Raw genomic sequence first — 23,264 nt, 5'->3', positions numbered from 1 at the left:
GTAGGTCCGCCGCTCGTCTTCTATCCCAGGGGAGATATTCCGACTCCAAATTTACCATTTCTCCGAGGACAGAAAAGTGGACAATTCATTTGTTACAAAAGCGGACAATTCTATTTGTTGACAACAGCAAAAAACAGTGCCGAATCAGAAACTGAAAGCCTCCAGAGAATGGGCTAATTTGTTGTCTACCTCAGCTTCAATAATCACTTCCTCCCCTGTGTACTCTTCTCTGGTTATCCTGCCACTCCTATGTATCTTGGATATTAGATCCCCTGCATCAACGGGAAATTTAAACCTTACTTTCTTTAATCTGTTTGGTATCAATCCTCCAATCTTGTATAACAGATTGTTGATACCCTGCCCTGTTAATGCAGATACAGCAACACAGTTATCAAGCACCCTTTGCCAGTATCTAACAGTGTTATTGATGCTATCGAGTTTGTCAATCTTGTTCAAGGTATGAATAATGGGTTTTTGAGATGCCCCTATTTCACTCAAAACGCTATTGACTGAGCTTATGTGATCATCAACTCGAGGATGGCTGATATCGATTACATGGAGAAGAATATCTGATTCATTGATCTCTTCGAGTGTAGCCTTGAATGCAGCAATAAGCTGATGCGGGAGTTTATTAATAAAACCCACTGTGTCAGATATCAAGATTTCTCTGTTGTCTGGTAGTCTTATCTTTCTGATGGTGGGATCCAGGGTTACGAATAATTTGTTTCCTGCCAGGACCCCGGCATTGGAGAGATGATTCAAAAGGGTTGATTTTCCTGCATTGGTATATCCAATAAAGGAAACGGTAGAGCAAGAAATATAGTTTCTCCTTTTTCGATGTAATGTTCTGACCTTTCTTACCTTTTCAATGTCCTTTTTAGCCCTTACAATTCTATCTCTGATTGTTCTCCGATCAACCTCTAATTTGGTTTCTCCTGGACCCCTTGTTCCTATTCCACCACCTAGCCGGGAAAGGACCCCTCCCCAACCAACGAGACGTGGTAGCAAATAGTTAAGCTGTGCCAGCTCAACCTGTAGTTTCCCTTCTTTTGACTTTGCTCTTTGGGCAAATATGTCTAATATTAAGCCTGTCCTGTCTATGACCTTAACACCAAATTCTTCTTCTAAGTTTCGTTGTTGTGCAGGCGTTAAATCTTCATCGAAGACAACAAGATCAGCATCCCTTTGAGATATAAGATTTTTTATCTCTTCTACCTTGCCCTTGCCGATAAGATAGGCAGGATTTATTTGTTTAACCTCCTGTATAATCCTGTCTATTGTCACTCCACCAGCAGTTTCAGTAAGTTTAACCAGTTCAGCCAGAGAATCATCATGCCTTTTTTTATCCTCTACCTGTAATTTAATGCCAACTAAGATGGCTTTTTCTTTGAGTTTATTCGTCTTATTCTACCTTTTTATAGAGTATTTTCAGTATTAGTATTCCCTTTTAATCTTAAACTTTTTGGATTTTCTCTACAGTAAAGAGTTGGATAGTTCAAATTTTTTATTTTTCAATATGAACTAATTGCATTATAATATACTGGACGGTTGATATGGTCAAGTCTAAACAGCTATCTTTGGAAAAATCCTTTGATGGGTAGCCCAACATAACACTTTGCCAAAATTTTCGTCAACGGAGAAGTCATGATGAAAGGTAAAGGCAAGAGAGAACCTACAATAGCCATACTTACAGGCGGTGGAGATGTACCCGGTCTGAATCCATGTATTAAGACTGTGGTTTATAGGTCACATATCGAAGGAATTAGGGTAATAGGGATCAGAAGAGGTTGGGCTGGCATCTTAGAGTATAATCCTGATGATCCTGATACAAGCCACAAGTGTTTCCATGTTTTGAAACCACCAGAGGTCAGGACCATCGACCGCTCGGGAGGGACATATTTACACACATCCCGAACTAATCCCAGTGCTGTCAGAGAAAAGGATATCCCCGTCTTTTTGAAGAAAGAATTCAAAAAAGGAACAAGGGATTTTACATCCCATGTCTTAAAAAATCTGGAGCATCTAAAAATCGATGCTATCATTCCCATAGGAGGCGATGATACCCTCAGTTTTGCAGAAAGGCTACACCGGGAAGGATTCCCTGTAATTGCCATCCCCAAAACAATGGACAATGATGTCTTTGGGACAGACTACTGTATAGGGTTCTCAACGGCAGTCACCAGAAGCGTGACCTTTATACATGCTCTCAGAACCTCTACCGGCTCTCATGAAAGGATTGCCGTCATTGAGCTGTTCGGAAGATACTCTGGTGAAACATCCCTGATATCGGCGTATCTGGCAGGTGTGGAGCGTGCCATTATATCTGAGGTTCCATTTGACCCTAAAAGACTGGCAAAGCTGATCATGAAAGATAAAAGGGCTAACCCCAAAAATTATGCCATGATCACGATTTCCGAAGGGTCAAAGATGGTGGGGGGCAACATGATTGTTTCAGGAGAGTCAGATGCCTATGGCCACAAGAGATTGGGAGGAATAGGGGAAGAAACCGGAGCTGTACTAAAGGAACTTACCGGAGAGGACGTGCTCAATCAAAGGCTCTCCTATTTAATGAGAAGCGGTGTTCCTGATTCTCTGGATTTGATGGTGGCAGTTAATTTTGCCAATATGACTATCGATCTTTTTCTAAAAGGTGTCTTTGGACGCCTTGTTGCACTCAACAGTGGGATATACACAGATATTCCCCTAAGTACCATAACTAAGGGTCAAAAAAGGGTTGATATCAGAGAATTCTATGACGTGGAGGAGTACAAACCCAAGATCCGCCATGTTGGCGGTAAGCCGATGTTTTTGTATTAAGGAAGATATTGAGATGTTGCACATCTGTGTATGCCTCTGGGAAACGATAGAAGTTATTGCAAATAAAAAAGGAGTTTTAAAGTTATGAATACATTAGAAGAGATGCGATGTTTCATGGAACCAGAGTCTATTGCTTTAATCGGTGTGTCTAGAAATACTGACAGTAATTCTTTTAATGTATTAAAGAACCTGATTGATTATGGTTTCCAAGGAAAGATTTATCCGATAAACCCTAAAGCAGATGAGATTCTGGGGTTTAAAGCGTATACAGATATAAGGAACATACCGGAAAATATAGATATGGCAGTAATAATTACACCTCGCGATACTGTTCCCGATCGGGTCAAAGAGTGTGCGGAAAAAGGAGTGCCTGCCTTAATAATTATTGCTCAGGGATTTGCTGACTCCGATAATGAGGGGAAGATGCTACAGGAAAGGGTGATAGAAATCGCCAGGAAAGGAAAAACAAGGATTATGGGTCCCAACACATTTGGGGTGATAAATGCCTATAGGGATTTGAGTACAGCCCTTCCACGTTTTGAGCTGGCAAAGACTCCTGTTGGGGTTATATCTCAAAGCGGTATCTTCTTCGTTGGCCTTTCTAATATAATATTTGGAAAAGCCATCGATATAGGCGATTGCTGTGATGTCGATTTTGCTGATAGCCTTTCTTATTTTGAGCATGATAACGATATTAAAGTCGTTCTGCTCCATATTGAAGGTATCTCTGAGGGACAAAGATTCTTTGAGATGGCAAAGAGGGTATCGAAGAAGAAGCCCTTGATTGGTCTTAAATCGGGCAAAAGTGAGATTGGCAGAGTTGCTGCCCAGTCCCACACAGGTTCTGTTGCAGGAAAGGATGAGGTATATGATGCTGTGTTTAAAGAAACCGGGGTGATCAGAGTTAACGATGAGGAAGAAGCGGAAGATTTGATCAAATCATTTTTAACCTTTCCCCCTATGAAAGGAAAGAAGATTGGTATTATGACATGGGCCGGTTCTACAGGTGTTATAACTGTAGATGCCTGTGAGAAATATGGCTTAGAGGTAATAGACCTTTCTGAATCTACATTGGATATGATAAGAGAGCTATCTCCTCCTTCCTGGCTACCCCTTGGCAACCCGGTAGATATCTGGGCATGTATGGGGCTAAAAGGATTCAACCCCGTCAATTTTAGGAATGAGTTTAAAATAATATTGGAGGCACTATTGGCTGATGAAGGTAGTAATGGTGTAGTAGCAATTATCCCTGATTTTCTTGTATTATTCTATTCAGAGTTGTGGGATATCTCTACTGTAGTTAAGGAAGCTGCTGAGAAATACCCCAACAAGCCAATTGCATTTTCCATATTTGGGCCAAAGGGAGAATTAACAGAAAAGCTTAACGAAACTGGGAAAACATTGGTGTTTAACAGTTGCGAGAAGGCGGTAAATGCCCTTGTCAAACTGAATGCATACTATGAATTCTTAAAAAAACAGGTTGATTGCTGACTGCCGGAAGCCTGGAGGATTTCATTATGACCTACGGAACTGTTACGAAAAATGAAATAGCTATTTTCAGATCTATCGTTGATCCTGAAAGGGTTTCTACTGGAGAATCCGTAATAGAGCTACATTCCAAGGATGAATCCTTCCATAAAAGATGCAGGGCGGACGTCGTTGTCCTTCCCAAATCCAGTGATGAGGTAAGTAAGATTCTCACGATAGCAAATGAGAGAAAGATCCCTGTCACTCCCTGGGGAGCAGGAACGAGTCTTGAGGGGAATCCCATGCCCTGTATGGGCGGTATTGTCATGGACATGCAGGAGATGAACAGGATTTTGGAAGAAAGAGAGGGTGACTTTCAGGTAGTAGTTGAACCAGGCGTAGTGTATAAGGATTTGAATAAAAAATTCTCAAAAAAGGGGCTCTTCTTCCCTCCTGATCCTGGGGCATCGGCTACCATTGGCGGGATGGTGGCTAATAATGCCAGCGGTATCCAGGCACTTAAGTATGGTGCTACAAAGGATTATGTTATGAAATTAGAGGTCGTCCTCCCCACAGGTGAAATAATCAATGTTGGGTCAAATGCCGTCAAGAGCTCTTCGGGGTATGATCTTTGCCGCCTTTTTGCAGGATCAGAGGGTACACTGGGGGTAATCACTCAGATAACTTTGCGGCTTGCCCCTCTTCCATCACATTTCACTGCTGTACTGGCAAACTTCGACTCTGTTGAAGATGCAACTCAATCTATATATCAGATAATGTGCACAGGAATCGTCCCGGCTGCCCTTGAATTTCTTGATACAAATGTCATAGAGGCAATTAATTTGTACAAGAATACCCACCTGGAGGAGAAGCCTACCCTCTTTATGGAATTTCACGGGAGCAATGAGGCTGGGCTTAAAGAAGAACTCTCTCTTATAGAGGAGATATGTATATCTAATAGCTGCTCTCTCTTTGAAGCTGGAATTGGGAGACAAGAGAGAGACCGACTGTGGGAAGCCAGATATGACACATTTGAATCCATGAAGAACGCCAACAGGGGCATGGAAATAATCATCATAGATACAGCGGTACCTCTCTCAAAATATCCACAGATGGTTGGATTTGCCCGGGATGAAGCAATTTCAAAAGGGGTAAAGGGCTATATATTCGGTCATGCAGGAAGCGGCAACCTCCACATGGGCCTGATTAAGGACCCTAACGATGCAGAGCAGGCAGAGAGGGGGATGGAAGCCAATGACGCTATAGTCAGGTGTGCTATTGATCTCGGAGGCACAGCCACAGGTGAACACGGGGTTGGAATAGGGAAACGCAAATTCATGGTACATGAACATGGACCCAGTCTGGAGGTAATGAAACAAATCAAAACCATCCTTGATCCAAATGGGATAATGAACCCTGGGAAGATATTCTTTTAGCCATGGCTTCTTCCTGGTATCTCTTTTTTCTTGTTTTGGTCTTTTATAGCGGCGGAGTGCTCCTAGAAAGAGGAATTTTTATCCTGGTTCCTTTTTTAAAATAGCATTTAGTTCTTCAATCAATGTTTCGACTGTTTTATTAAACAATTGGAGTTTGTTAACAATATCTTTAATCCTGCCATAAGAATCCGATAATTTAGTTTTTTCTGAATCAATCATGATGGGCGCTTTGTTCACATCCTTCTTTTTTGAAACACAATAGCCGTTCTCTAGAATCTCTATGAAGTGTTGAGAGATATTTTCAGCATTGTATTCCCTCTGTGGTTTATACCACTTGTAAACCCAGGTACACATACTTAGAATAGAATTCATTTGCAGCCATAGGCTTGATGTTGGCTCAAATAACTCTTCCCTTATACCTTCCGCGAATACCTCCTCGATTATTTTGTTATATTGTCGCTTTTGTGCCCGAATCAATTCTAAAACATTGGCTGGAAGTCCCTCTTCTTCACGAAAAAGTATCTTTATTACGGGCTGTCTGTTTGTGACAAAGGTTACATGCTCTTTTATGATATCACGCATTTTTTCATCTGGTGGCTTGTCAGAATTGACTATTCTTGTGAGATTATCCAGTAATTCTCCAATACCTTCATCATATATCTGGCGCAGTATTTCCTGCTTGTTTTGGAAATAATGGTAGATGGTGGCAGAATGTATTCCTGCTTCTTTGGCCAACTCCCTGATATTAGTTTCGTTATATCCTTTTGAAGAAAAAACTCTGGACATATGAAGTTCCGGCTGGAGAATTTGTTAGAGTTCTCCGGAGCTTTGGTAAGTTTGGCGGTTCTTACTGTTATCCAGAAGGTCACCTTAGGGCTGTTATAGATGCCCTTGCGGAAGTGATTCAAGAAAAACGTGGTACAGTTCTGACCTCAGCCTGTGTTAAACAAATTATAGTTGAAGAGGGAACCGTTAAGGGTGTGATTGCTGAAAGGAAAGAAAAAACGCTAGAGATCACCTGTGATGCTGTAGTTAGTAATATTGGACCGATGCAAACAGTTATGCTGGCAGGAGAGCAGAATTTTGACAAGGGGTATTTAAAGGAAGTCAAACAGCGTGCTATACCTACTCGTGGTATATCTTTCTTCTTTGGTTCCGATAAACCACTTATCAAGTCTCCAGTCTGTCTCAATTTTCCTGAGAACGAGTTGCTCTTCTGCGCAATGGATCCTAGTATAACCTGGCCTGATTATGCTCCTGAAGATAAGAATTGCTTATGGTGCTGGGCAGCTGTCCGAAGCGACAATTTGGAGGAAGATATTAAAGTTGCAATAGGAGAGGCCAAAGAGAAATTCCCTGGGATTGACAAGCACGGTGAGCTTTTAACTGTACAAAGTTATCGCAGCGGTTGGCCTGTTAATTATGCACAGCAAGGGTATGACGTTTCTCAGAAAACACCGGTAAAGAACCTTTATAATGTTGGTGATGGGGTAAAACCTCGGGGCTACGTCATGGCAGAGGGTTGTGCCGAAAGTGCTAGTATTGTGGTTGAGGACATAAAAAAGAGAATAGCAATTGCATAACAATTTAGATGAGGGAGGTTTCTTTAAAATATCATCCCGGGAAAACTCATAACAGATATTACACCGTGGGCTGGGTTGCTGCATTGTTATATTCTGAGGCTATGAAGAGGTCGGGTAAGAAGCCCGGGGCATAACCTTAACAAGAGGGGGGAGAGTTAGCGGCATTAACATTAAGCCTAGAATGGAGGAAACTTATGAAGATTACGTATGTTTTTTTGAAAATGGTTACCTCAGTTTCAATCGTGGTCCTTTTAGGAGTTGTATCCTCTTATGCCGGAGAGGTAAGAGGGGTGACGAAGGACACAATCATAATGGGTAATCTAAACGCCGACACAGGGCCCATTGCAAAAGATTCCCAGTCTCTTTCAGAGGGGGTTAAAAATTATGTTCGCTAGATAAAGGAACAGGCGGCGTCCACGGTCGAAAAATAAAGATTATTTCTGAGGATGCTGGTTACTCGATGCCCAGGGCAGTGGCAGCCTTCAAAAAATTGCTTTATAGAGACGAAGTATTTACCTTTTTTGTCCCACATCTACAAGCGAAGTGACGGCTTTGCTCCCGCAAATTCTCCCTCTGTGGTTTATACTATTTATATTCTACTTATATCCTTGACTTAGATAATCTGTTTTCGGTATTATTAATCAAACGATTAATCGACAAATATTAACAGTATTACAATATAAGAAAAAAGGAGGTGAATAACTAGTGTTAAGGTTAAGTGGCAGTGACTGGTGAATATAGGGAACTAGATAAGGGTATTAAGTTAAACTAAGAATAGTTGAACATTGATCCAAACATGTATAAGGAGGAGTAAGGATGAAAGGGAAAATTATATTTTTATCTTTAGCAATCACAGCCTCGGTTTTATTGTGGGGATTTTTTGGAAGTCGTGTCATACATGCTGCTGATACGACAGGGGTAACCGATAATTCAATAAAAATCGGACACATATTTGCGTACACAGGTCCTGTCGTCGACTCTACGATGCATTACAATAATGCAATGGAAGCCTATTTTAAAGATCTCAATGAAAGAGGTGGAGTGAATGGAAGAAAGATTAACTTCCTGAAAGAAGATGATGGTTACGCGATTCCAAGATGCATTGCTGCATTTAAGAAACTTGTTTTTAAAGATAATATATTTGCAGGTCTCACAATGGGAGGGACAGGACAGACATTTGCGATGTTCCAAATGATAGAAAAGAGTAAATTGCCTTGTATTATTGTAAGCAAGGCCGAAACAATGACTACACCATTAAAGAGATACATATTCACCGGAGGCCCTTCTTATGAGGATATGGCGAGGGCTCTGGTTGACTACATCGTTAAAGATACAGGGGCAAAAGATCCTAAAATAGGCATTGTATACCCTGATAATGCCTATGGTAAGTGGGTTACGGAGGCAGCGGCTGCCCAGATTAAGCTGCATGGTTTGGAGCTGGCGCGTAAAGAGGTTCTAAACTTTGGCGCCATAGATGCTTCATCCCAGGTGCTTAATTTGCAGAGGGCTGGGGCTACGCATGTAATCCTGGTTCAAATTGCAGCAGGGGCAATTGCTTTTCTCAAGGATGCAGTCAAATATAACTACAAGCCTCAACTTTTCGGTCATTATTATGCATGTGCGGAAACTACCTTGCAGGCTGCTGGCGATCTTGCTGAGGGACTCCTGGGAGTTCATGCCTATGTATCGTGGTTTGATAATGCCCCGGGAATGATCAAAGCAAGGAAGATTACAGGCAGGTATTATCCCGGTTATGATGCTACTGATAGAATCTTTACCGATGGCTGGGTAATTTCTATGATGGTAGAGGACGCTCTCAAAAGAGCAGGAAGGAACCTCAGTAGAGAGAGCTTTATGAGTGCCCTTGAATCAACAAGAAACCTGGATTTGGGTGGAATAGGTGCTCCTTTAAGTTTGAGTCCTACAAACCACAAACCGGCCGAAGCCTGCAGGATATTCAGGGCAGATGTGAAAAAGAAAGTGATGGTTCCTGTTTCAGGATGGATAAAAGCGTCAAAAAAATAAGAATCCTGAAGAGTCAGTAAGCTCAAAATTAGCATCTAAAAAAACTATCTGGCATATTTTCGGTAGACAGATTTTGCCATCCATATCCTCATCCAGACAAACCGAAAATAAAGAAAGACCAGAGAGGGAGATAAGTCAAAGAAAAGAGGAGAAAAAAAATATTACTGAGGGAGCTAAAAATGAAAGACAATCTCTATGATACGGTAATCATAGGAGCAGGGATGGGCGGCTTGATAACCGGTGCTATCTTAGCAAAGCAGGAAGGAATGAAGGTGTTGATCCTCGAGAAAGAAAGTGAAATAGGAGGACGAATTATGACTTTCGGAGGTCCTTATGGAGACTACTCCGAAAAGGAATACCGGTGCCTTCTCTACGGGGCTATGGGAACTTGGGTCATAGATTCGCAGCCAGCTCTTTCGAGCTCATTGAAAATGGTATTTTCAGGGACTACATCGTAGAAGGGGGATGGCATGGCACGTCGGCAGGCGATCGTTGCAGATATGCATTGGTAGCCAGAGCGCTGGGTAAAAGGCTTCCCCTTGATAATCCAATTGGCTTCCTTTTTTGGCGTGATGGAGAATGGATCGAGTTTCAGGACTATTTTAAAGATTGGCCAAAAGAATCGCATCTGGAACGTAACAAAATTGCTGCGGAAAGAGCTACGCTTTCCCGCAGTGAGGCTTTTGAATATTTTCATGTGAGTCTAAAAGATTATCTTAGCAGCATGACGGATGACAAAAGGGTTATAGACTTTTACACGACATTGGCACGATGGCAGATGTGCATTAATGACGAGAGCAAAATATCAGCAGGCGATTGGATCCTTTGAAATAACATGACGAGTGCAACCGGCAGGCATCTTTCGCATGGCGGCGGTATGGGCGATGTGAGAGGTGGAACGAAACTTGTTGCCCGTGTGTTTGCTGATATTATCAAGGAGAATGGTGGGGAAATAATTACGAAGGCAAAAGTCAAAGAAGTTATCATTAAAAATTACAATGCCACAGGTGTTTTGGTAAAGGAAAACGGAAAAGAAAGAAAGATAGATGCAAAGAACGTAGTATCCAATCTTCAGATGAATCAGGTATTCAGTATAATTCCGGAAAATTATTTCCCGACGGAACTTGTTGGAAGAATTAAGAATTATGAATCCGTGGGGGGTATCCTGATGAGTATAAAGGCCAGTGAGCCGCTTGAGAAGAAATGGCCCAAGGGCATTTATCTTATAAGTCGTTTGCCGGGAATTGAGTTAGATGGCGGAAATCCCCCCTGGGGCTTCGAGCAAATCAGCGAAGTTGATCCAACGAGAATAATTAAAGGCAAAGGATGTCTTACTCAGACATATATGTGCATTAAGACAAAAAACCCTGATGAAATTCACAATAAAGAGCTTATGCAAAAGGCGAACAAGGCACAACTTGATTTTATACGAAAACAGTGGCCACGGTTTGATGAAATTCTTGAGTGGTATATTACTACGGCCGTTGAATCCCTGTATGGCTGTAGCTCCATTCCCGGCCAGGTGGGTGACAGAAGGCCGGGCGTCAAGCATCCATATATTAAAAACCTGTTCTTTACCGGTGATACCGTTAGTCAATGGGATGTGGGCACCAGTGGTGCGGCACATGGCGCAGTTATTTGCGCCTCAGCGGTGACAGGTAAAGATTGCCTGAAAATACTCCCGGAATACATGCGGTGAGGAATCTCGTTACTTTGCTCGGGGCAGACTCCGTGAGGAATCTTAACATCTTAATATTACTAATGATTTAGATTTCTTGCTTTGCTCGAAATGAAAAAAAAGGGATTATGACACAGTCTCATCAAGAGGAAGGGAATATTTATAGTAATTCATAGTAAAGGTATTAAAGGGACATCCCACTAGCGAAAAGGGCTGAGAAAGCTATTCTATATAAAGGAGGAGGTTCATGATGAAAAATATTCTTGTGGTGGTTGTAGCTTTGTTTACAGTTTTGACTCTATTCTGTGCACAACCTGTTAATGCTGAAGTACGAGGGGTAACAAACAGGGCAATAAAGATAGGTATTATTTTTGGTATAACAGGCCCCACAGCAAATCTTGGTGTCCAGGTAACTGAGGCGGCAAGGACTTATGTCAGGTATATCAACGATCACGGTGGTGTCAATGGCAGGCAGTTGGACCTATGTATAGAGGATGACCGTTATTCAATCCCACCTGCCCTTGCGGCTCTTAAAAAGCTGGTATATAGAGATAAGGTTTTTACTATGATAGGACCCGGATCTGCCAGTTGCCTTAACGTTTTGTGGAAGCACATCGAGAAAGAAAAGCTACCGACCATGTCGATTGTAATGCCTGAGGTAGCTTTTAGCCCGGCAAAGAGGTACATATTTGGCGTCATGGATATCTATCCGGGACAGGTGAAGCTTCTTGTCGACTATATGATAAAAGACTTCAAACTGAAGGATCCCATGATTGCAGTAGTATATCCTGACACTGAGACAGGGAAGATTGACCTTGTACCTACAATAGAGAGGCTCAAGAAATACAATTTAACGCCTGTAACGAAAGAAGTACTGAATCCGGGGGCTATTGATGCGAGCTCGCAGGTAATGAACATAAAAAGGTACCAGGCAAATGCCGTAGTCCATGTCGGAACCATTCCGACAACAACAGTTCCCCTGCTCAAGGATTTAAGGAAGTATGGATTAAAGATACCGGTCTTCGGCAGTTGGGGGGCGATGATTGCGGAGGATATAAACCTAATTGGTGAAGCAGCAAACCAATTCTACTCTGTCCATGCCACATCTCAGTGGGACGGTGAAGGGCATGGTGTAGAAACCATGAGAAAAATAACACTCCAGTATCACCCGGGAACGGGGAAAACCCCTAGGGGTAGCATGTACACACACACATGGATCTGTATTAACATGCTGGTAGAGGGTCTCAAGAGGGCCGGGAAGAATCTGGACGAAGAAGCTCTGATAAGTGCCCTTGAGGGCATCAAAAACTATGATACTGGTGGACTCTGTGGTCCTATCACCTATAGTTCTACCAGCCATAAAGGTGGAAACTCATGGAAGATATACAAGGCCGACCCCATCAGCCGAAAATGGACCGCTCTGACCGGCTGGAAGGCTGTTGATTAATGGTTGTCCAGTAGAACGAGAGGATGAGGCTTAAAGATGTTAAGAAAATAACCACTTACGGGATGAATCAAGAGTACCTGGAGGTAGTAAGCTTTATTAAAACTGACCAGAGAGATGAAAAGGATAGGAGAAAGGGATGAATGCCAAGAATTTTTTTATAATCGGATTTGTTTTAAGTTTAACGGTTTTATTGTCTTCAGGCAAATTTACTTATGCTAAAGAAGCAAGAGGGGTAACAGACGACACTATTGAACTTGGGGTAATAGTTGATCTTACAGGCCCTATTGCTGTAAACACTATACCCTACCTTGAAGCGGCAAGAAATTACTTCCGGTACGTAAATGAGCAGGGTGGAATTAATGGAAGAAAAGTAAAATTAATTGTTGAAGATGACCGCTATTCTATTCCCGTAGCTATGGCAGCCTTCAAAAAACTCCTGTACAGGGATAGGGTACTGGCTCTTCTCGGGCCCGCAGGAACCCCGCAAACAGTAGCCTTATCAGCACAGATTGATAAATTGAAAGTTCCGGTTATAACCCTGAGCATATCCAGAATGTGGAAGGAGAAGAAATATATCTTCGTTATGGCGCTCCCTTATGAGGATGGGATTAGAACAACCGTCGACTACATAGCCAATGACTTAAAGGGAAAGGGATCGAGGATCGGTTTTACTACCTTTGACAATGACTACGGCAGAAATGGCCTTTCCGCAGCCAGAGAACAGGCCAAGTTGTATGACATCCAAATATATAATGAGGTACTAAACCCGGGTGCCCTCGATGCTACCTCTCAGATTCTTAAGTTAAAGAAAAATAAACTCAAGAATGTAATAGCCCATCAGGAGATCGGAACTACCGTGGTGTTGTTGAGGGAGGCAAGGAAGTATTCATTTGACCCTGCTTTTCTCGGGGGATATGCTGCTTCTTTCGAGGAAATCGTGAAATTGGCGGGTAAGGCAGCGGAGAAATTCATAGGGGTTCATTATATTAATTCCTGGTATGATGAAGGTCGTGGGATGACCACGTTAAGGGAGATTGCTGAAAAATACCAGCCGGGTAAAGGGATGCGAAATAAATTTTATACTGAGGGCTGGATTAATGCAATGATCTATACAGAGGCTATGAAAAGGGCAGGGAAAGAACTGAATTACGATACGATGGTGGAGTCTCTGGAGGGCTTCAGGGATTTTGATACAAAAGGTCTTTGTCCTCCAATCACCTTTAAGAAAGGTGACCATATAGGTGGAAAACAATGCAGATTTTTCAAATCTGATGTGGAGAAAGGGTTGCTGGTTCCTCTTACAGGATGGAGGGAGCCTAAAGAGAAAGATTAAGGCCGAAAATGGACCGCTCTGACCGGCTGGAAGACTATTGATTAATGGTTGTCCAGTAGAGCGAGAGAGTGCAGCTTTAAAGAGATTAAGATTTCCTGGAACCTGTGGGGGGATTTGAACCCCCCGACCTGCTGATTACGAATCTATATGGATTGCCGAACAAGAGATAACAGGATAAAAAGCTAAAGTCTTTGAGTAAAAGTGGGGGTTTTTCCCCATTCCTTGAAGGTGACAACAAAGAAAGGAGATTTAGTATGAAGTTGAGAAAGGATGTATTGTTGGTAGCTGGATTGTTGGTGAGTATTTTTTTGATTTACGGCACTTTGAGCCACGCAAAAGAAGTCAGGGGAGTAACGGATAAGTCGATAACAATAGGGGTGTGTTTTCCTATAACAGGTCCTGCAGCAAGTCTTGGTACTGTGGGGCTCGAGGCAATGAGGATATATATCAGGCATATTAACGATAGTGGCGGTGTCAATGGAAGACGGTTGAATTTAATTGTAGAAGACGACCGTTACTCGATCCCACCTGCTATTGCCGCTCTTAAGAAGCTGGTTTACAGAGACGAGATATTTGCCCTGCTTGGGCCAGGGTCTGCAAACCAGGTCAATGCCATGTGGAAGAATATTGAAAAGGATAAGTTACCTAATATCCCCTTTGCAATACCTGAAGTCGCCGTTAACCCTTATAAGAAGTATATATTTATCATCACTGACACCTATCCTGGCCAGGTGAATGCCATTACCGATTATATGCTCAAGGACTTCAAACTGAAGGAACAAAAGGTTGCTCTGGTTTATCCTGACAGTGAAGTTGGTAAGATAGACTCCGTGGCTGCAGCAGAGAGGTTTAAAAAATACAATATAACACCTGTAACAAAGGAGATACTAAATCCTACCGCAGTGGATGCCAGCACTCAAGTAATGAGCATCAGGAGGTACAATGCTAATTGCGTGCTTCATATTGGAACTATTACCCCAACAACAATCACATTACTCAGGGAATTAAAGAAGTTCGGATTGAATATACCAGTATTTGCCAGTTTTGGGGCAATGCTTGGAGAGGAACTAAACGCAATCGGTGAAGCAGCAAACCAATTCTACTCTGTTCATGCCACGTCTCCCTGGTATGGTAAAGGTACTGGCGTTGAAGAGATGAGAAAAATCACGCTTAAATATCACCCTGGAACAGAAAAACCATATCGTGGAACAGTACACACCCACGCATGGGTCATGACGACTGTTATGGTAGAGGGGATGAAGAGGGCCGGCAAGAATCTCGACGCAGAAACTCTAGTAGATTCCCTTGAGAGTATGAAGAATTATAATACCGGTGGGCTCTGTGCTCCTATCACTTATAGTTCACAAAGCCATAAAGGTGGGGATTCATGGAGGATATACAAGGCAGACCCTGCAGCTGGGAAGTTCATCCCTATGACAGACTGGAGAAAGCCAGAGTAATTGTTAGTTGAAACTAAACTCAGTAAATAAATCGCTTGAATTCGACTATCCCCGACTACAAGGCAGGGCATTGCGCCGAATTCATGGCTGTCGCTACCGCGATTTCCTGATATATTTTACAGGACCATTCATCCCCGTCCTGTGGACGGGGATGAATGGTTAGCTTTCGTAAAAAGATTCGATAAAAAAGATACCCGCCCAAACATATTCATACCACCAATAGTTTCTACAAGCACCTGCTTAGTTCAAGGTTTTTGCCATGTCTAAATGCCCCTTAATGTTAAAACCTATTTCGCCAGGTTCCAGAAAAGGTCCTCAATATTTACTTAAAAACCATGGGCCTAATACTGAAATTTATTGCCTCCCTAGTCCCTTAACCAACTTCAAACCAATAACATAAAAAAAATTTAAATATACTCTTCATAATGGATAGAATAGTTATTGATTTTCCTGGAGCCGGTGGGGGGAGTTGAACCCTCGACCTACTGATTACGAATCAGTTGCTCTACCACTGAGCTACACCGGCATTGGATAATAGCTATAGCAAACGAATGGACTTCTCAAACTGATATGTTTTGCCACATTCCAAATGTTCTCCATCTGCCCATTTTACATCCCCTGTCGCCTCAAGTAACTCCAGATGGCTGTGAATCTCATTCCTTGCCATCCCCATACCTGCACCCTTTAACATGGAAGGCTCGAAATGGCCCCTGGCGATCTGATCCACCGTATTGCTCCCCTCATTAATCAGAGAGAGGATATGCTTGCACCGTTCGATATGGTGGTCTATAATCTCTGTTACCCGCTCTCTGAGGTTTATCCAGTTCCAGCAGCCCATATAGTACAATCTATGAGCGGGAAGAGTTGTAACTTCATAGTCTATCCATTTACAAAGCTTCTTGATGGAACGGATATAGGCTTTAAGCCCATACAGAGCGTTTTCCCTGCTATACTGTTCGGGAAGGACATGCCTGGTGAGACAATAGGAAGCCTCTCTGCTTGGATGAGGAGTAATTTCAGGTAGGACGGTATCTCCGCAAAGGAGAACCTCACCATCAACGAGTAATGCGACAGAGTCTGGAGCATGGCCCGGGATATGGCAGAACTGCAATGCTCCTCCATCTAAAGAGGAGCCATCTTCAATGGGTATACTGACCTCCAGAGAGCTCCTTTCGCTATGATATTCCATACAATGAAGCGAGGAAAAAGAATCAGGCATAATACAGTGCCAGCATGAGGCAGGGAAGTGAGTTTTTACTCCTTCAGGAAGGTATGCCCCGGAATAATAAGATATCAGTCGTCCATAAATCCCATGAGCTGCAAGATTGGCACCAGTTCCGGCAACGATTTCTGAAAGCCCCCCATCATGATCTTCATGCCCGTGGCTGACTATGACCCTGTGCAGTTCTTTAGGATCATAACCCACCTTAGCTATCATCTCCATGAGTGCTTTTCCTTCTCCTCGTCTGCCCGTATCAAAGAGGGTCAGGTTCCCGGATACGATTAGATAATTCCAGGTCGGCCCAAGGTCCCAATCACCCCCATAAAAATTTAGGGTAGGCAGACCAAAGATTTTGGTTCCCCGGGATGTCTCGAGAGCGAAGAGTGTCCCGACTCCGTTTTCTTCTCCCTTGCGAATAACATCAAATTTGTACACTCAGTCCTCCTCATATTACCCTGTGATTAATTAGCATATCTCCGAAATCAACCATTACTCTGCATCAGGCACTTTCGAACATCGGAGTGTGATTTCTCTAGACAACTTTCTCAGGTTACATCTTCGCTAACTCTACATTGTGAAAGCAATATTTGTCAATCATAAAAAATAGGCTGCCCAAACAAAACTTCCTTTGAGCGGTCATCAAAAAACGTTTTGAACAGGCGAAAAGAGATTTGGGCAAAACTCCGTGAAGGTTTTTGTAAAATTAATATTGACTTTTTAATATTGTATATTTTAGTATCTGTGAAGTGGAGTTGAGAAAAACCCGGGACGAATTAAATCCTTTTGAAACCCTTATGCCCGCCTGAGGCGGGCACCACGAATGATGAAAACTACCCCCTCCCTCACCCTCCCCCCTTGAAGGGGAGGGGTGGGTGGGGATTTTCGTGTTAAACAATGTCAAGCACTTAAAAAGGAGCATTATTATGGCGGATGAGATGATACCAAGCGAGCGGATTTGCAGTCTCAGAGAAAAGATGAAAAGGAATATTGGCTGGACAGATGAAGAACTTAACAGGCTGACACCAAAACAATGGTCATTTATAGATAGGATGCATAAATTCAGGTCATATAAAATGATAGCAGAGGTTGTTCAAATAAATGACCGTTGTGAACTCATGCCAAAAATTGGGGATAAGTATGTTTTCTATGGAGCGTGCATGCTGAGTGCCAAAGAATCAACTTTCCCCGGTGTATGCCTCTGGGCTTTGGCTGGAATAGCTCCTCTGACTTATATGGTTATGGATCGTATCCTTTCGGACCTGGATCCCAACGAAATGTGGCGAAATCAAGCCTGTTGTATGGACAGCAGCGTGAGAAATGGCGGGCTGGGGAATGTGGTATTTAAGGTATACTGCGAAAAAGTATAAAAATAGGTTCCTCTTAAGAATCCTTTCCATACATGAAAATTGACAACTGTTGGGGGCTATTCTTTCTTAATCTTCTCACATACAATTTCTTTTACGTAAAGCGCAATACTTATTAGTATACAAGTATCAGCAAACCGCAGAAATCCACCAGGTCCTAATCCTGCCCAGCTAAAACCTTCAGGAGCAAAAACCTTCACACCTAGACCAACTAATAGACTAACAATACCGATTATTATGAGAATATTTGCGAGCCAATAAATAAATCGCATTTATATTCACCTCCTTTCTGCTATTAATAAAGAAAGGATTCAAAAGAGGAATAGTTAGCATTAATTGCTTTGTAAAAAGGTACATTGATGTTAAAAGTTTTCATTTTATCAGGAGCCCGGATTCAGAGGGAATCAGAGAAAACAAGGAATTTACTAAACTGGAGCAGATATTAAGGTCAGATTAATCGAAATATGTCATAAGATAACATAGAATAAAATGTATTTCAAGAAAAATGTTCAAATTTTCAGTCTGAGAATTTACTCTAACCCTCTACTGGCAGTCTTAATAGCACAAAACTCGCCGCACATGGTACAGACATCGCTGTCCTCTGGCTTTCTACTGTTCCTTATTCTTCTAGCTTTTTCCGGATCCAGAGCCAGGTTGATTTGACTTTCCCAGTCCAGTTTCTTCCGGCTCATAGCCATCCTGTTGTCTTCTTCTATAGCACCTTTTATCCCTTTTGCTATATCCGCAGCATGAGCAGCAATTTTTGAGGCAATTACCCCTTCTCTTACATCATCGATGGATGGTAAGCCCAGATGTTCTGAAGGGGTAACATAGCAAAGAAAATCTGCACCGGCTGACGCTGCAATTGCCCCTCCAATAGCAGAGGTTATATGGTCATACCCCGGGGCTAAATCGGTAACCAATGGCCCTAAAACATAAAAGGGTGCCCCATGACATAGCCTTTTCTCTAAAAGGACATTGGCTTCAATCTGATTCATAGGTACATGCCCAGGTCCTTCGATCATAACCTGTACGTCCACTGCCCACGCCCTTTCTGTAAGTTCCCCAAGGAGGATCAGCTCCTGAATCTGCCCTCTGTCTGTTGCATCAGCTAGGGAACCAGGCCGGAGGCCATCTCCCAGACTAAGAGCAACATCGTACTCCCTGGCTATATCCAGTAAGCTATCAAAGTATTCAAAAAGGGGGTTCTCTTTGTTATTGTATGCCATCCACTCGACTAAAAATGCCCCTCCCCGACTGACAATATCCATTAACCTGCCTTCCTTCTTGAGTCTGCCAACGGATTCGCGGGTTACACCGCAGTGGACTGTAATAAAATCAATACCGTCTTCAACGTGTTTCTCTATTACTTTAAAGATATCCTCTACCGTCATGTGTACTATGGACTCCTTTTTCTTCTGTACAGTCTCAACAGCCGCTTGATAGATAGGGACGGTCCCAACAGGGACAGAGGACTCTTTTATAACCTCTTTTCTTATCTCATCTACTTCTCCCCATGTGCTCAAGTCCATAATTGTATCAGCGCCTGCTTTTATGGCTACCCTCATCTTTTCGAGCTCTTCACTTACATCGACATGGTCTTTGGATGTCCCGATATTAGCATTTATCTTGGTTCTTAAACCCTTGCCAATAGCGAGAGGTCTTATGGATTTATGCTTAATATTACGGGCAATAATCGTATTACCCTCTGAAATACCCCTGCGCATAAATTCTTCCTCCACCCCTTCATCCAGGGCGCATCTCTTCATCTCATCAGTGATTATTCCCCTTTTAGCGTCTGATAATTTAGTCACTTTTTCCCCCTATATGGCAAGCTGGTTGCTTTGCAATCTTCAAAACCTTCCCAACAACCTCCATCGCATCTTTGCCTAGTATTCTGACCATTGGTTCTTTGCCAACATCTCCTGTATCATAGATAACATCAGGAATTCCTTTTTCCTGCTTCAGGGAATTCTCCACTACCCATTCTAGAGAAGACCCTTCCACTTCCTTAACATGGTCTGGCTCTCTTCTCCTGTCAAAATATCTAACCCTTAACCCTATATTGCTGCATTTTTCAATAATATCCACTGTGTATTTTATATTCATAGCAGATCTCATATCGCCTTGGTACCTCATCACAGCCAGGATGATTTGGGCTATATGCTGGGATGCTCCAAATTCAGGGTCTGATACAGTTTTAACAGTATCCCCGAAACGGATAATACGGCCTGGTAAAGCGGCGATATCTTCAATTTTCTCGGCATAGGGAAGAGCCATACCAAGATTTGATTGAACTTCCGGGATAAGATGTCCTATTTTGTCTTCTTTTAATAATCCGATTGCCTCTTTAACCTGAGAGATAACATGGTAACGTTGAATATCTTTTGAGAAGAGAGCATAAGGGTTGACAGGGCCATGTCCTCCACCCAAAGAGAAAGAGTTTCTAATGGCACTGGTTACAAACTCTTTAGCGTTCTTCACAGCCTGGTAAATATGTTTACCCTTTGCAATCTCAAATGCCAGGGCTGCCGAATATACACACCCGGTTCCATGGGTGTTCTCACTATCTATCCTTTCAGAATCATATTCATGGAAATTTCTCCCATCAAAGAGAATGTCTACTGGCATTCCCGGCAAATGGCCTCCCTTGATAAGGACATTCTTTGCTCCCTTTTGGTAGATATTTTTGGCAGCTTCCCTCATTTCGTCCAGATTTTCGACCGGCTTTCTACAGACAACTGATGCCTCATGAAGGTTCGGGGTAATGAGAAAAGCCAGGGGTATCAGCTTTTCAACAAGAGCATCAAGCGCATCTTTGGACAGTAAAGTCTCTCCTCCCTTGGCAATTATAACCGGGTCTACGATGAGCTTTTCTATCCTGTACTCTTCGATCTTCCTGGCAACGACATTGACTATTTGGGAATTAACCAACATCCCGGTTTTAACTGCATCCACCCCTATATCTGCAATGACGGAATCTATCTGTTTTCCTATAAATTCAGGGGGTATGGGATAGATATCCTGAACTCCCAGCGTATTTTGAGCAGTCAGGGCAGTAATTACACTCATCCCGAAACCACCCAGAAGGGCGATGGTCCTCAAATCTGCCTGAATACCTGCCCCTCCTCCGGAATCAGAACCTGCTATTGTTAATATTCTCTTCACGATGATAATTCTCTTTTCTGTCAAAAAGTTTATGCACTTTCACCTTTTTGTGTCAAGAACAATGTATACTTCTTACTACTATTTCTCTTCCAGGTCGAATAGTTTCCTCACAGCATCAACAAAGTAATTTCCCTCACGGGTATTATCCAGCATCTTTAATTTAGTTACAGGATAGTGAAGAATCTTATTAATAATTGAAATCGTCAGAGCATCCAGCACTTTTGCATCAATCTCTGAACTTCCATTCAAACTGGAGATAGCCTTTTCCACTTCCTTCTTTCTGATTTCCTCGAATCTTTCCCTGAGAGAAATAACCGTAGGAACAGCATTTAACGTCCCCAACCATTTATTGAACTGCTCTATTTCCTTTTCTATAATCCTTTCAGCCTTTTTTGCCTCTTCCTCCCGCATTTTTATATTGGTATCAACTACCCCTTTCAGGTCGTCTATATCGTAAAGGTAGACATTGCTAATATCGTTTATCCTGGGGTCAATATCCCGGGGCACGGCAATATCAATAAAGAACATAGGTTTGTACTTTCGTATCTTAAGGACTCTCACCACATCATCAGACCTTATGATATAATGGGCAGAAGCGGTAGAACTTATCACAATATCTACCTGGGACAGAAACAGGGTAAGATCTTCGAAAACAACAGGTCTGCCACCTAGCTCTTCTGCTAACTTTACTGCCCTACTATGCGTTCTGTTGGCAATCAGGATTTCCCTTACTCCATGGCTCAGTAGATGTCTGGCTGCCAGTTCAGACATCTCTCCCGCACCAATGAGCATAACGACCTTATCCTTTAAACTATCAAAAATCTTTTTGGCCAATTCAACAGCAGCATAGCTTATAGAGACCGCAGACGTAGCGATTTTGGTCTCTGTTCTTACTTTTTTGGCAACTGAAAAAGCCCTGTGAAGAAACCTATGGAGTATTACATCAGAGGTTTTATGCTTGTTAGCCAAACTATAGGCATCTTTCAACTGGCCTAATATCTGAGGTTCTCCAACAACCATAGAATCTAAGCCGGAAGCAACATGGAATATATGTTTAATAGCATCGTAAGAGTCATAAGAGTACAGGCAGGAGACTAACTGGTTCATTGATATACCATGATAGGAAGACAGGAAATTCCTGATTTCCTCTGTTCCTTCTCGAATATTTTTGGTGACTGCTACAATCTCTACCCTATTACAGGTAGATAGTATCAATGCCTCGCTGAGATGGGGGAGGCTTGCTACCCTTTTCAGAGGGTCTTCAATGTGTTCTGATGGAAAGTAGAGCTTCTCCCTCAATTCAATAGGAGCCGTCTTATGATTTAAACCTACAACGATTATGTTGTGCATTCTATATCCGTACTCAAAGATTCAAGCAAAGGGTTAAAGGCTAACAACCATACAATCACCTTTAACCTTTCACTTTTTACTTTTATCATCTATCATACGTATGTAACCCTGAAAGCAGAGTATTTACACCAAGGAAAGAAAACATAACCGCAAAAAAACCAAGAATTGCAAAAACGGCAGCCACCCTGCCTCTCCAACCTATATTTATCCTTCCATGGAGCAAGGCTGCGTAAAAGACCCATGTAAGCAATGACCAGACCTGTTTGGCATCCCAGCTCCAGAAGGCTCCCCATGCATGCCTTGCCCATATTGAACCGGTAACCATTGCCATGGTAAGCAAAAGGAACCCTATAGTCAGAGAATAATGATTTATATCATCCAGTAGCTTTAAAGAAGGCAGCCTATGGTAAAAGGAGCCGATCTTCTTTGACTTTATCTGGTGTTCCTGTATCAGATACATAACTCCAGCACAGAAAGCTAGGGCAAAAATAGCATCCCCAAGAAATGCCAGAATTACATGAATAGGCAGCCAGAAACTCCTCAATACAGGTGAGAGGGGGACGATCTCTTTGGAAAAGGCAGAAGAGACAAGGGTTAAGATAGATGCAACAGGTGAAATAAAAGAGCCAAGAGAAGTTATCCTGTATTTAAATTGAATAAACAGATAGACACCAACTATTGTCCATGCTAAGAATGATGGTGCTTCATAAAGGCTGGTGATTGGTGTATACCCAGCTTCAAAGTACCTAACGATTAGACTTATGGTATGAAAAACAAAACCACTGGTCAGGATAATAGTAGCAGCCTTAGAAATATGGGGTTTTTGCTTAAAAAGATACAATAGATAGCTAAATGTTCCGGCTAGATAAAAGACCACTACGATCTTGAAAAACAGTGTATTCATCTTCGAACCC

At 42.4% G+C, this 23,264-nt stretch carries 21 protein-coding genes, 1 tRNA gene and 1 pseudogene; 14 read left to right on the top strand and 9 right to left on the bottom strand.

The window, feature by feature from the left end; genetic code table 11:
• Nucleotides 1-144 precede the first annotated feature (144 nt).
• Nucleotides 145-1,377 (bottom strand): GTPase HflX, encoded by a 1,233-nt coding sequence (gene hflX, locus AB1401_11045; GenBank protein ID MEW6615984.1) that lies wholly within the window; start codon nt 1,375-1,377, stop codon nt 145-147.
• A 267-nt stretch (nt 1,378-1,644) separates the two neighbouring features.
• Between hflX and AB1401_11040 the strand changes: the two genes are divergently transcribed.
• The 3 genes from AB1401_11040 (at nt 1,645) to AB1401_11030 (ending at nt 5,720) form a co-directional block, all read left to right on the top strand.
• A complete protein-coding gene (locus AB1401_11040; GenBank protein ID MEW6615983.1) occupies nt 1,645-2,817 on the top strand; it encodes a 6-phosphofructokinase in 1,173 nt (390 codons plus the stop codon).
• 84 nt (nt 2,818-2,901) lie between these two features.
• Nucleotides 2,902-4,308, top strand: a complete 1,407-nt coding sequence (locus AB1401_11035) for a CoA-binding protein (protein ID MEW6615982.1) — start codon at nt 2,902-2,904, stop codon at nt 4,306-4,308.
• A gap of 26 nt (nt 4,309-4,334) precedes the next feature.
• On the top strand, nt 4,335-5,720 hold the full coding sequence (locus AB1401_11030; GenBank protein ID MEW6615981.1) for an FAD-binding oxidoreductase: 1,386 nt from the start codon (nt 4,335-4,337) through the stop codon (nt 5,718-5,720).
• Between the two features lie 78 nt (nt 5,721-5,798).
• Here the strand turns inward: AB1401_11030 and AB1401_11025 are convergent, their stop codons facing one another.
• Nucleotides 5,799-6,506, bottom strand: coding sequence for a TetR/AcrR family transcriptional regulator (locus AB1401_11025; GenBank protein MEW6615980.1), 708 nt, complete (start codon nt 6,504-6,506; stop codon nt 5,799-5,801).
• Between AB1401_11025 and AB1401_11020 the strand changes: the two genes are divergently transcribed.
• The 10 genes and pseudogenes from AB1401_11020 (at nt 6,485) to AB1401_10975 (ending at nt 15,246) form a co-directional block, all read left to right on the top strand.
• On the top strand, nt 6,485-7,303 hold the full coding sequence (locus AB1401_11020; protein MEW6615979.1) for an FAD-dependent oxidoreductase: 819 nt from the start codon (nt 6,485-6,487) through the stop codon (nt 7,301-7,303). The genes AB1401_11025 and AB1401_11020 overlap by 22 nt on opposite strands.
• A 194-nt stretch (nt 7,304-7,497) precedes the next feature.
• A complete protein-coding gene (locus AB1401_11015) occupies nt 7,498-7,698 on the top strand; it encodes a hypothetical protein (GenBank protein ID MEW6615978.1) in 201 nt (66 codons plus the stop codon).
• Between the two features lie 20 nt (nt 7,699-7,718).
• Nucleotides 7,719-7,850 (top strand): annotated as a pseudogene (locus tag AB1401_11010) (hypothetical protein).
• A gap of 269 nt (nt 7,851-8,119) precedes the next feature.
• Nucleotides 8,120-9,328, top strand: a complete 1,209-nt coding sequence (locus AB1401_11005; GenBank protein ID MEW6615977.1) for an ABC transporter substrate-binding protein — start codon at nt 8,120-8,122, stop codon at nt 9,326-9,328.
• A gap of 179 nt (nt 9,329-9,507) precedes the next feature.
• Complete coding sequence (locus AB1401_11000) at nt 9,508-9,786, top strand: NAD(P)-binding protein (protein MEW6615976.1); 279 nt, start codon at nt 9,508-9,510, stop codon at nt 9,784-9,786.
• Complete coding sequence (locus AB1401_10995; GenBank protein ID MEW6615975.1) at nt 9,717-10,157, top strand: hypothetical protein; 441 nt, start codon at nt 9,717-9,719, stop codon at nt 10,155-10,157. Before AB1401_11000 ends, AB1401_10995 begins: the two co-directional genes overlap by 70 nt.
• Before the next feature lie 48 nt (nt 10,158-10,205).
• Nucleotides 10,206-11,027: a hypothetical protein gene (locus AB1401_10990; GenBank protein ID MEW6615974.1), complete on the top strand. Its 822-nt coding sequence runs from the start codon at nt 10,206-10,208 to the stop codon at nt 11,025-11,027.
• A gap of 226 nt (nt 11,028-11,253) precedes the next feature.
• Nucleotides 11,254-12,453: an ABC transporter substrate-binding protein gene (locus AB1401_10985; protein MEW6615973.1), complete on the top strand. Its 1,200-nt coding sequence runs from the start codon at nt 11,254-11,256 to the stop codon at nt 12,451-12,453.
• A gap of 136 nt (nt 12,454-12,589) precedes the next feature.
• A complete protein-coding gene (locus tag AB1401_10980) occupies nt 12,590-13,786 on the top strand; it encodes an ABC transporter substrate-binding protein (protein ID MEW6615972.1) in 1,197 nt (398 codons plus the stop codon).
• 254 nt (nt 13,787-14,040) lie between these two features.
• Entirely contained in the window at nt 14,041-15,246 is a 1,206-nt protein-coding gene (locus tag AB1401_10975) for an ABC transporter substrate-binding protein (GenBank protein MEW6615971.1), read from the top strand.
• Nucleotides 15,247-15,697: 451 nt separating this feature from the next.
• Here AB1401_10975 and AB1401_10970 read toward each other — a convergent pair.
• Both AB1401_10970 and AB1401_10965 read right to left on the bottom strand, forming a co-directional pair.
• Nucleotides 15,698-15,772, bottom strand: a tRNA-Thr gene (locus AB1401_10970).
• Between the two features lie 12 nt (nt 15,773-15,784).
• On the bottom strand, nt 15,785-16,903 hold the full coding sequence (locus tag AB1401_10965; GenBank protein MEW6615970.1) for an MBL fold metallo-hydrolase: 1,119 nt from the start codon (nt 16,901-16,903) through the stop codon (nt 15,785-15,787).
• A gap of 488 nt (nt 16,904-17,391) precedes the next feature.
• Here AB1401_10965 and AB1401_10960 point away from each other — a divergent pair, with 488 nt between their 5' ends.
• On the top strand, nt 17,392-17,835 hold the full coding sequence (locus tag AB1401_10960; GenBank protein ID MEW6615969.1) for a hypothetical protein: 444 nt from the start codon (nt 17,392-17,394) through the stop codon (nt 17,833-17,835).
• A 56-nt stretch (nt 17,836-17,891) separates the two neighbouring features.
• Here AB1401_10960 and AB1401_10955 read toward each other — a convergent pair whose 3' ends face one another.
• From AB1401_10955 to ccsB, 5 genes are all read right to left on the bottom strand, one after another.
• Entirely contained in the window at nt 17,892-18,104 is a 213-nt protein-coding gene (locus tag AB1401_10955; GenBank protein MEW6615968.1) for a hypothetical protein, read from the bottom strand.
• Nucleotides 18,105-18,362: 258 nt separating this feature from the next.
• Nucleotides 18,363-19,601 carry a phosphomethylpyrimidine synthase ThiC gene (gene thiC, locus AB1401_10950; protein ID MEW6615967.1) on the bottom strand — a complete coding sequence of 413 codons (1,239 nt, stop codon included), beginning with the start codon at nt 19,599-19,601 and terminating at the stop codon, nt 18,363-18,365.
• A gap of 37 nt (nt 19,602-19,638) precedes the next feature.
• Complete coding sequence (thiD, locus tag AB1401_10945; protein ID MEW6615966.1) at nt 19,639-21,000, bottom strand: bifunctional hydroxymethylpyrimidine kinase/phosphomethylpyrimidine kinase; 1,362 nt, start codon at nt 20,998-21,000, stop codon at nt 19,639-19,641.
• A 78-nt stretch (nt 21,001-21,078) separates the two neighbouring features.
• Nucleotides 21,079-22,350: a glutamyl-tRNA reductase gene (gene hemA, locus AB1401_10940; protein MEW6615965.1), complete on the bottom strand. Its 1,272-nt coding sequence runs from the start codon at nt 22,348-22,350 to the stop codon at nt 21,079-21,081.
• A gap of 85 nt (nt 22,351-22,435) precedes the next feature.
• Complete coding sequence (ccsB, locus tag AB1401_10935; GenBank protein MEW6615964.1) at nt 22,436-23,254, bottom strand: c-type cytochrome biogenesis protein CcsB; 819 nt, start codon at nt 23,252-23,254, stop codon at nt 22,436-22,438.
• Nucleotides 23,255-23,264: the final 10 nt, after the last annotated feature.

Source organism: Thermodesulfobacteriota bacterium (genome assembly GCA_040757775.1).
GTDB lineage: Bacteria > Desulfobacterota > UBA8473 > UBA8473 > UBA8473 > UBA8473.
Note: the sequence above shows the minus strand (reverse complement) of the source record. Positions and strands in the feature narration are given on the sequence as shown.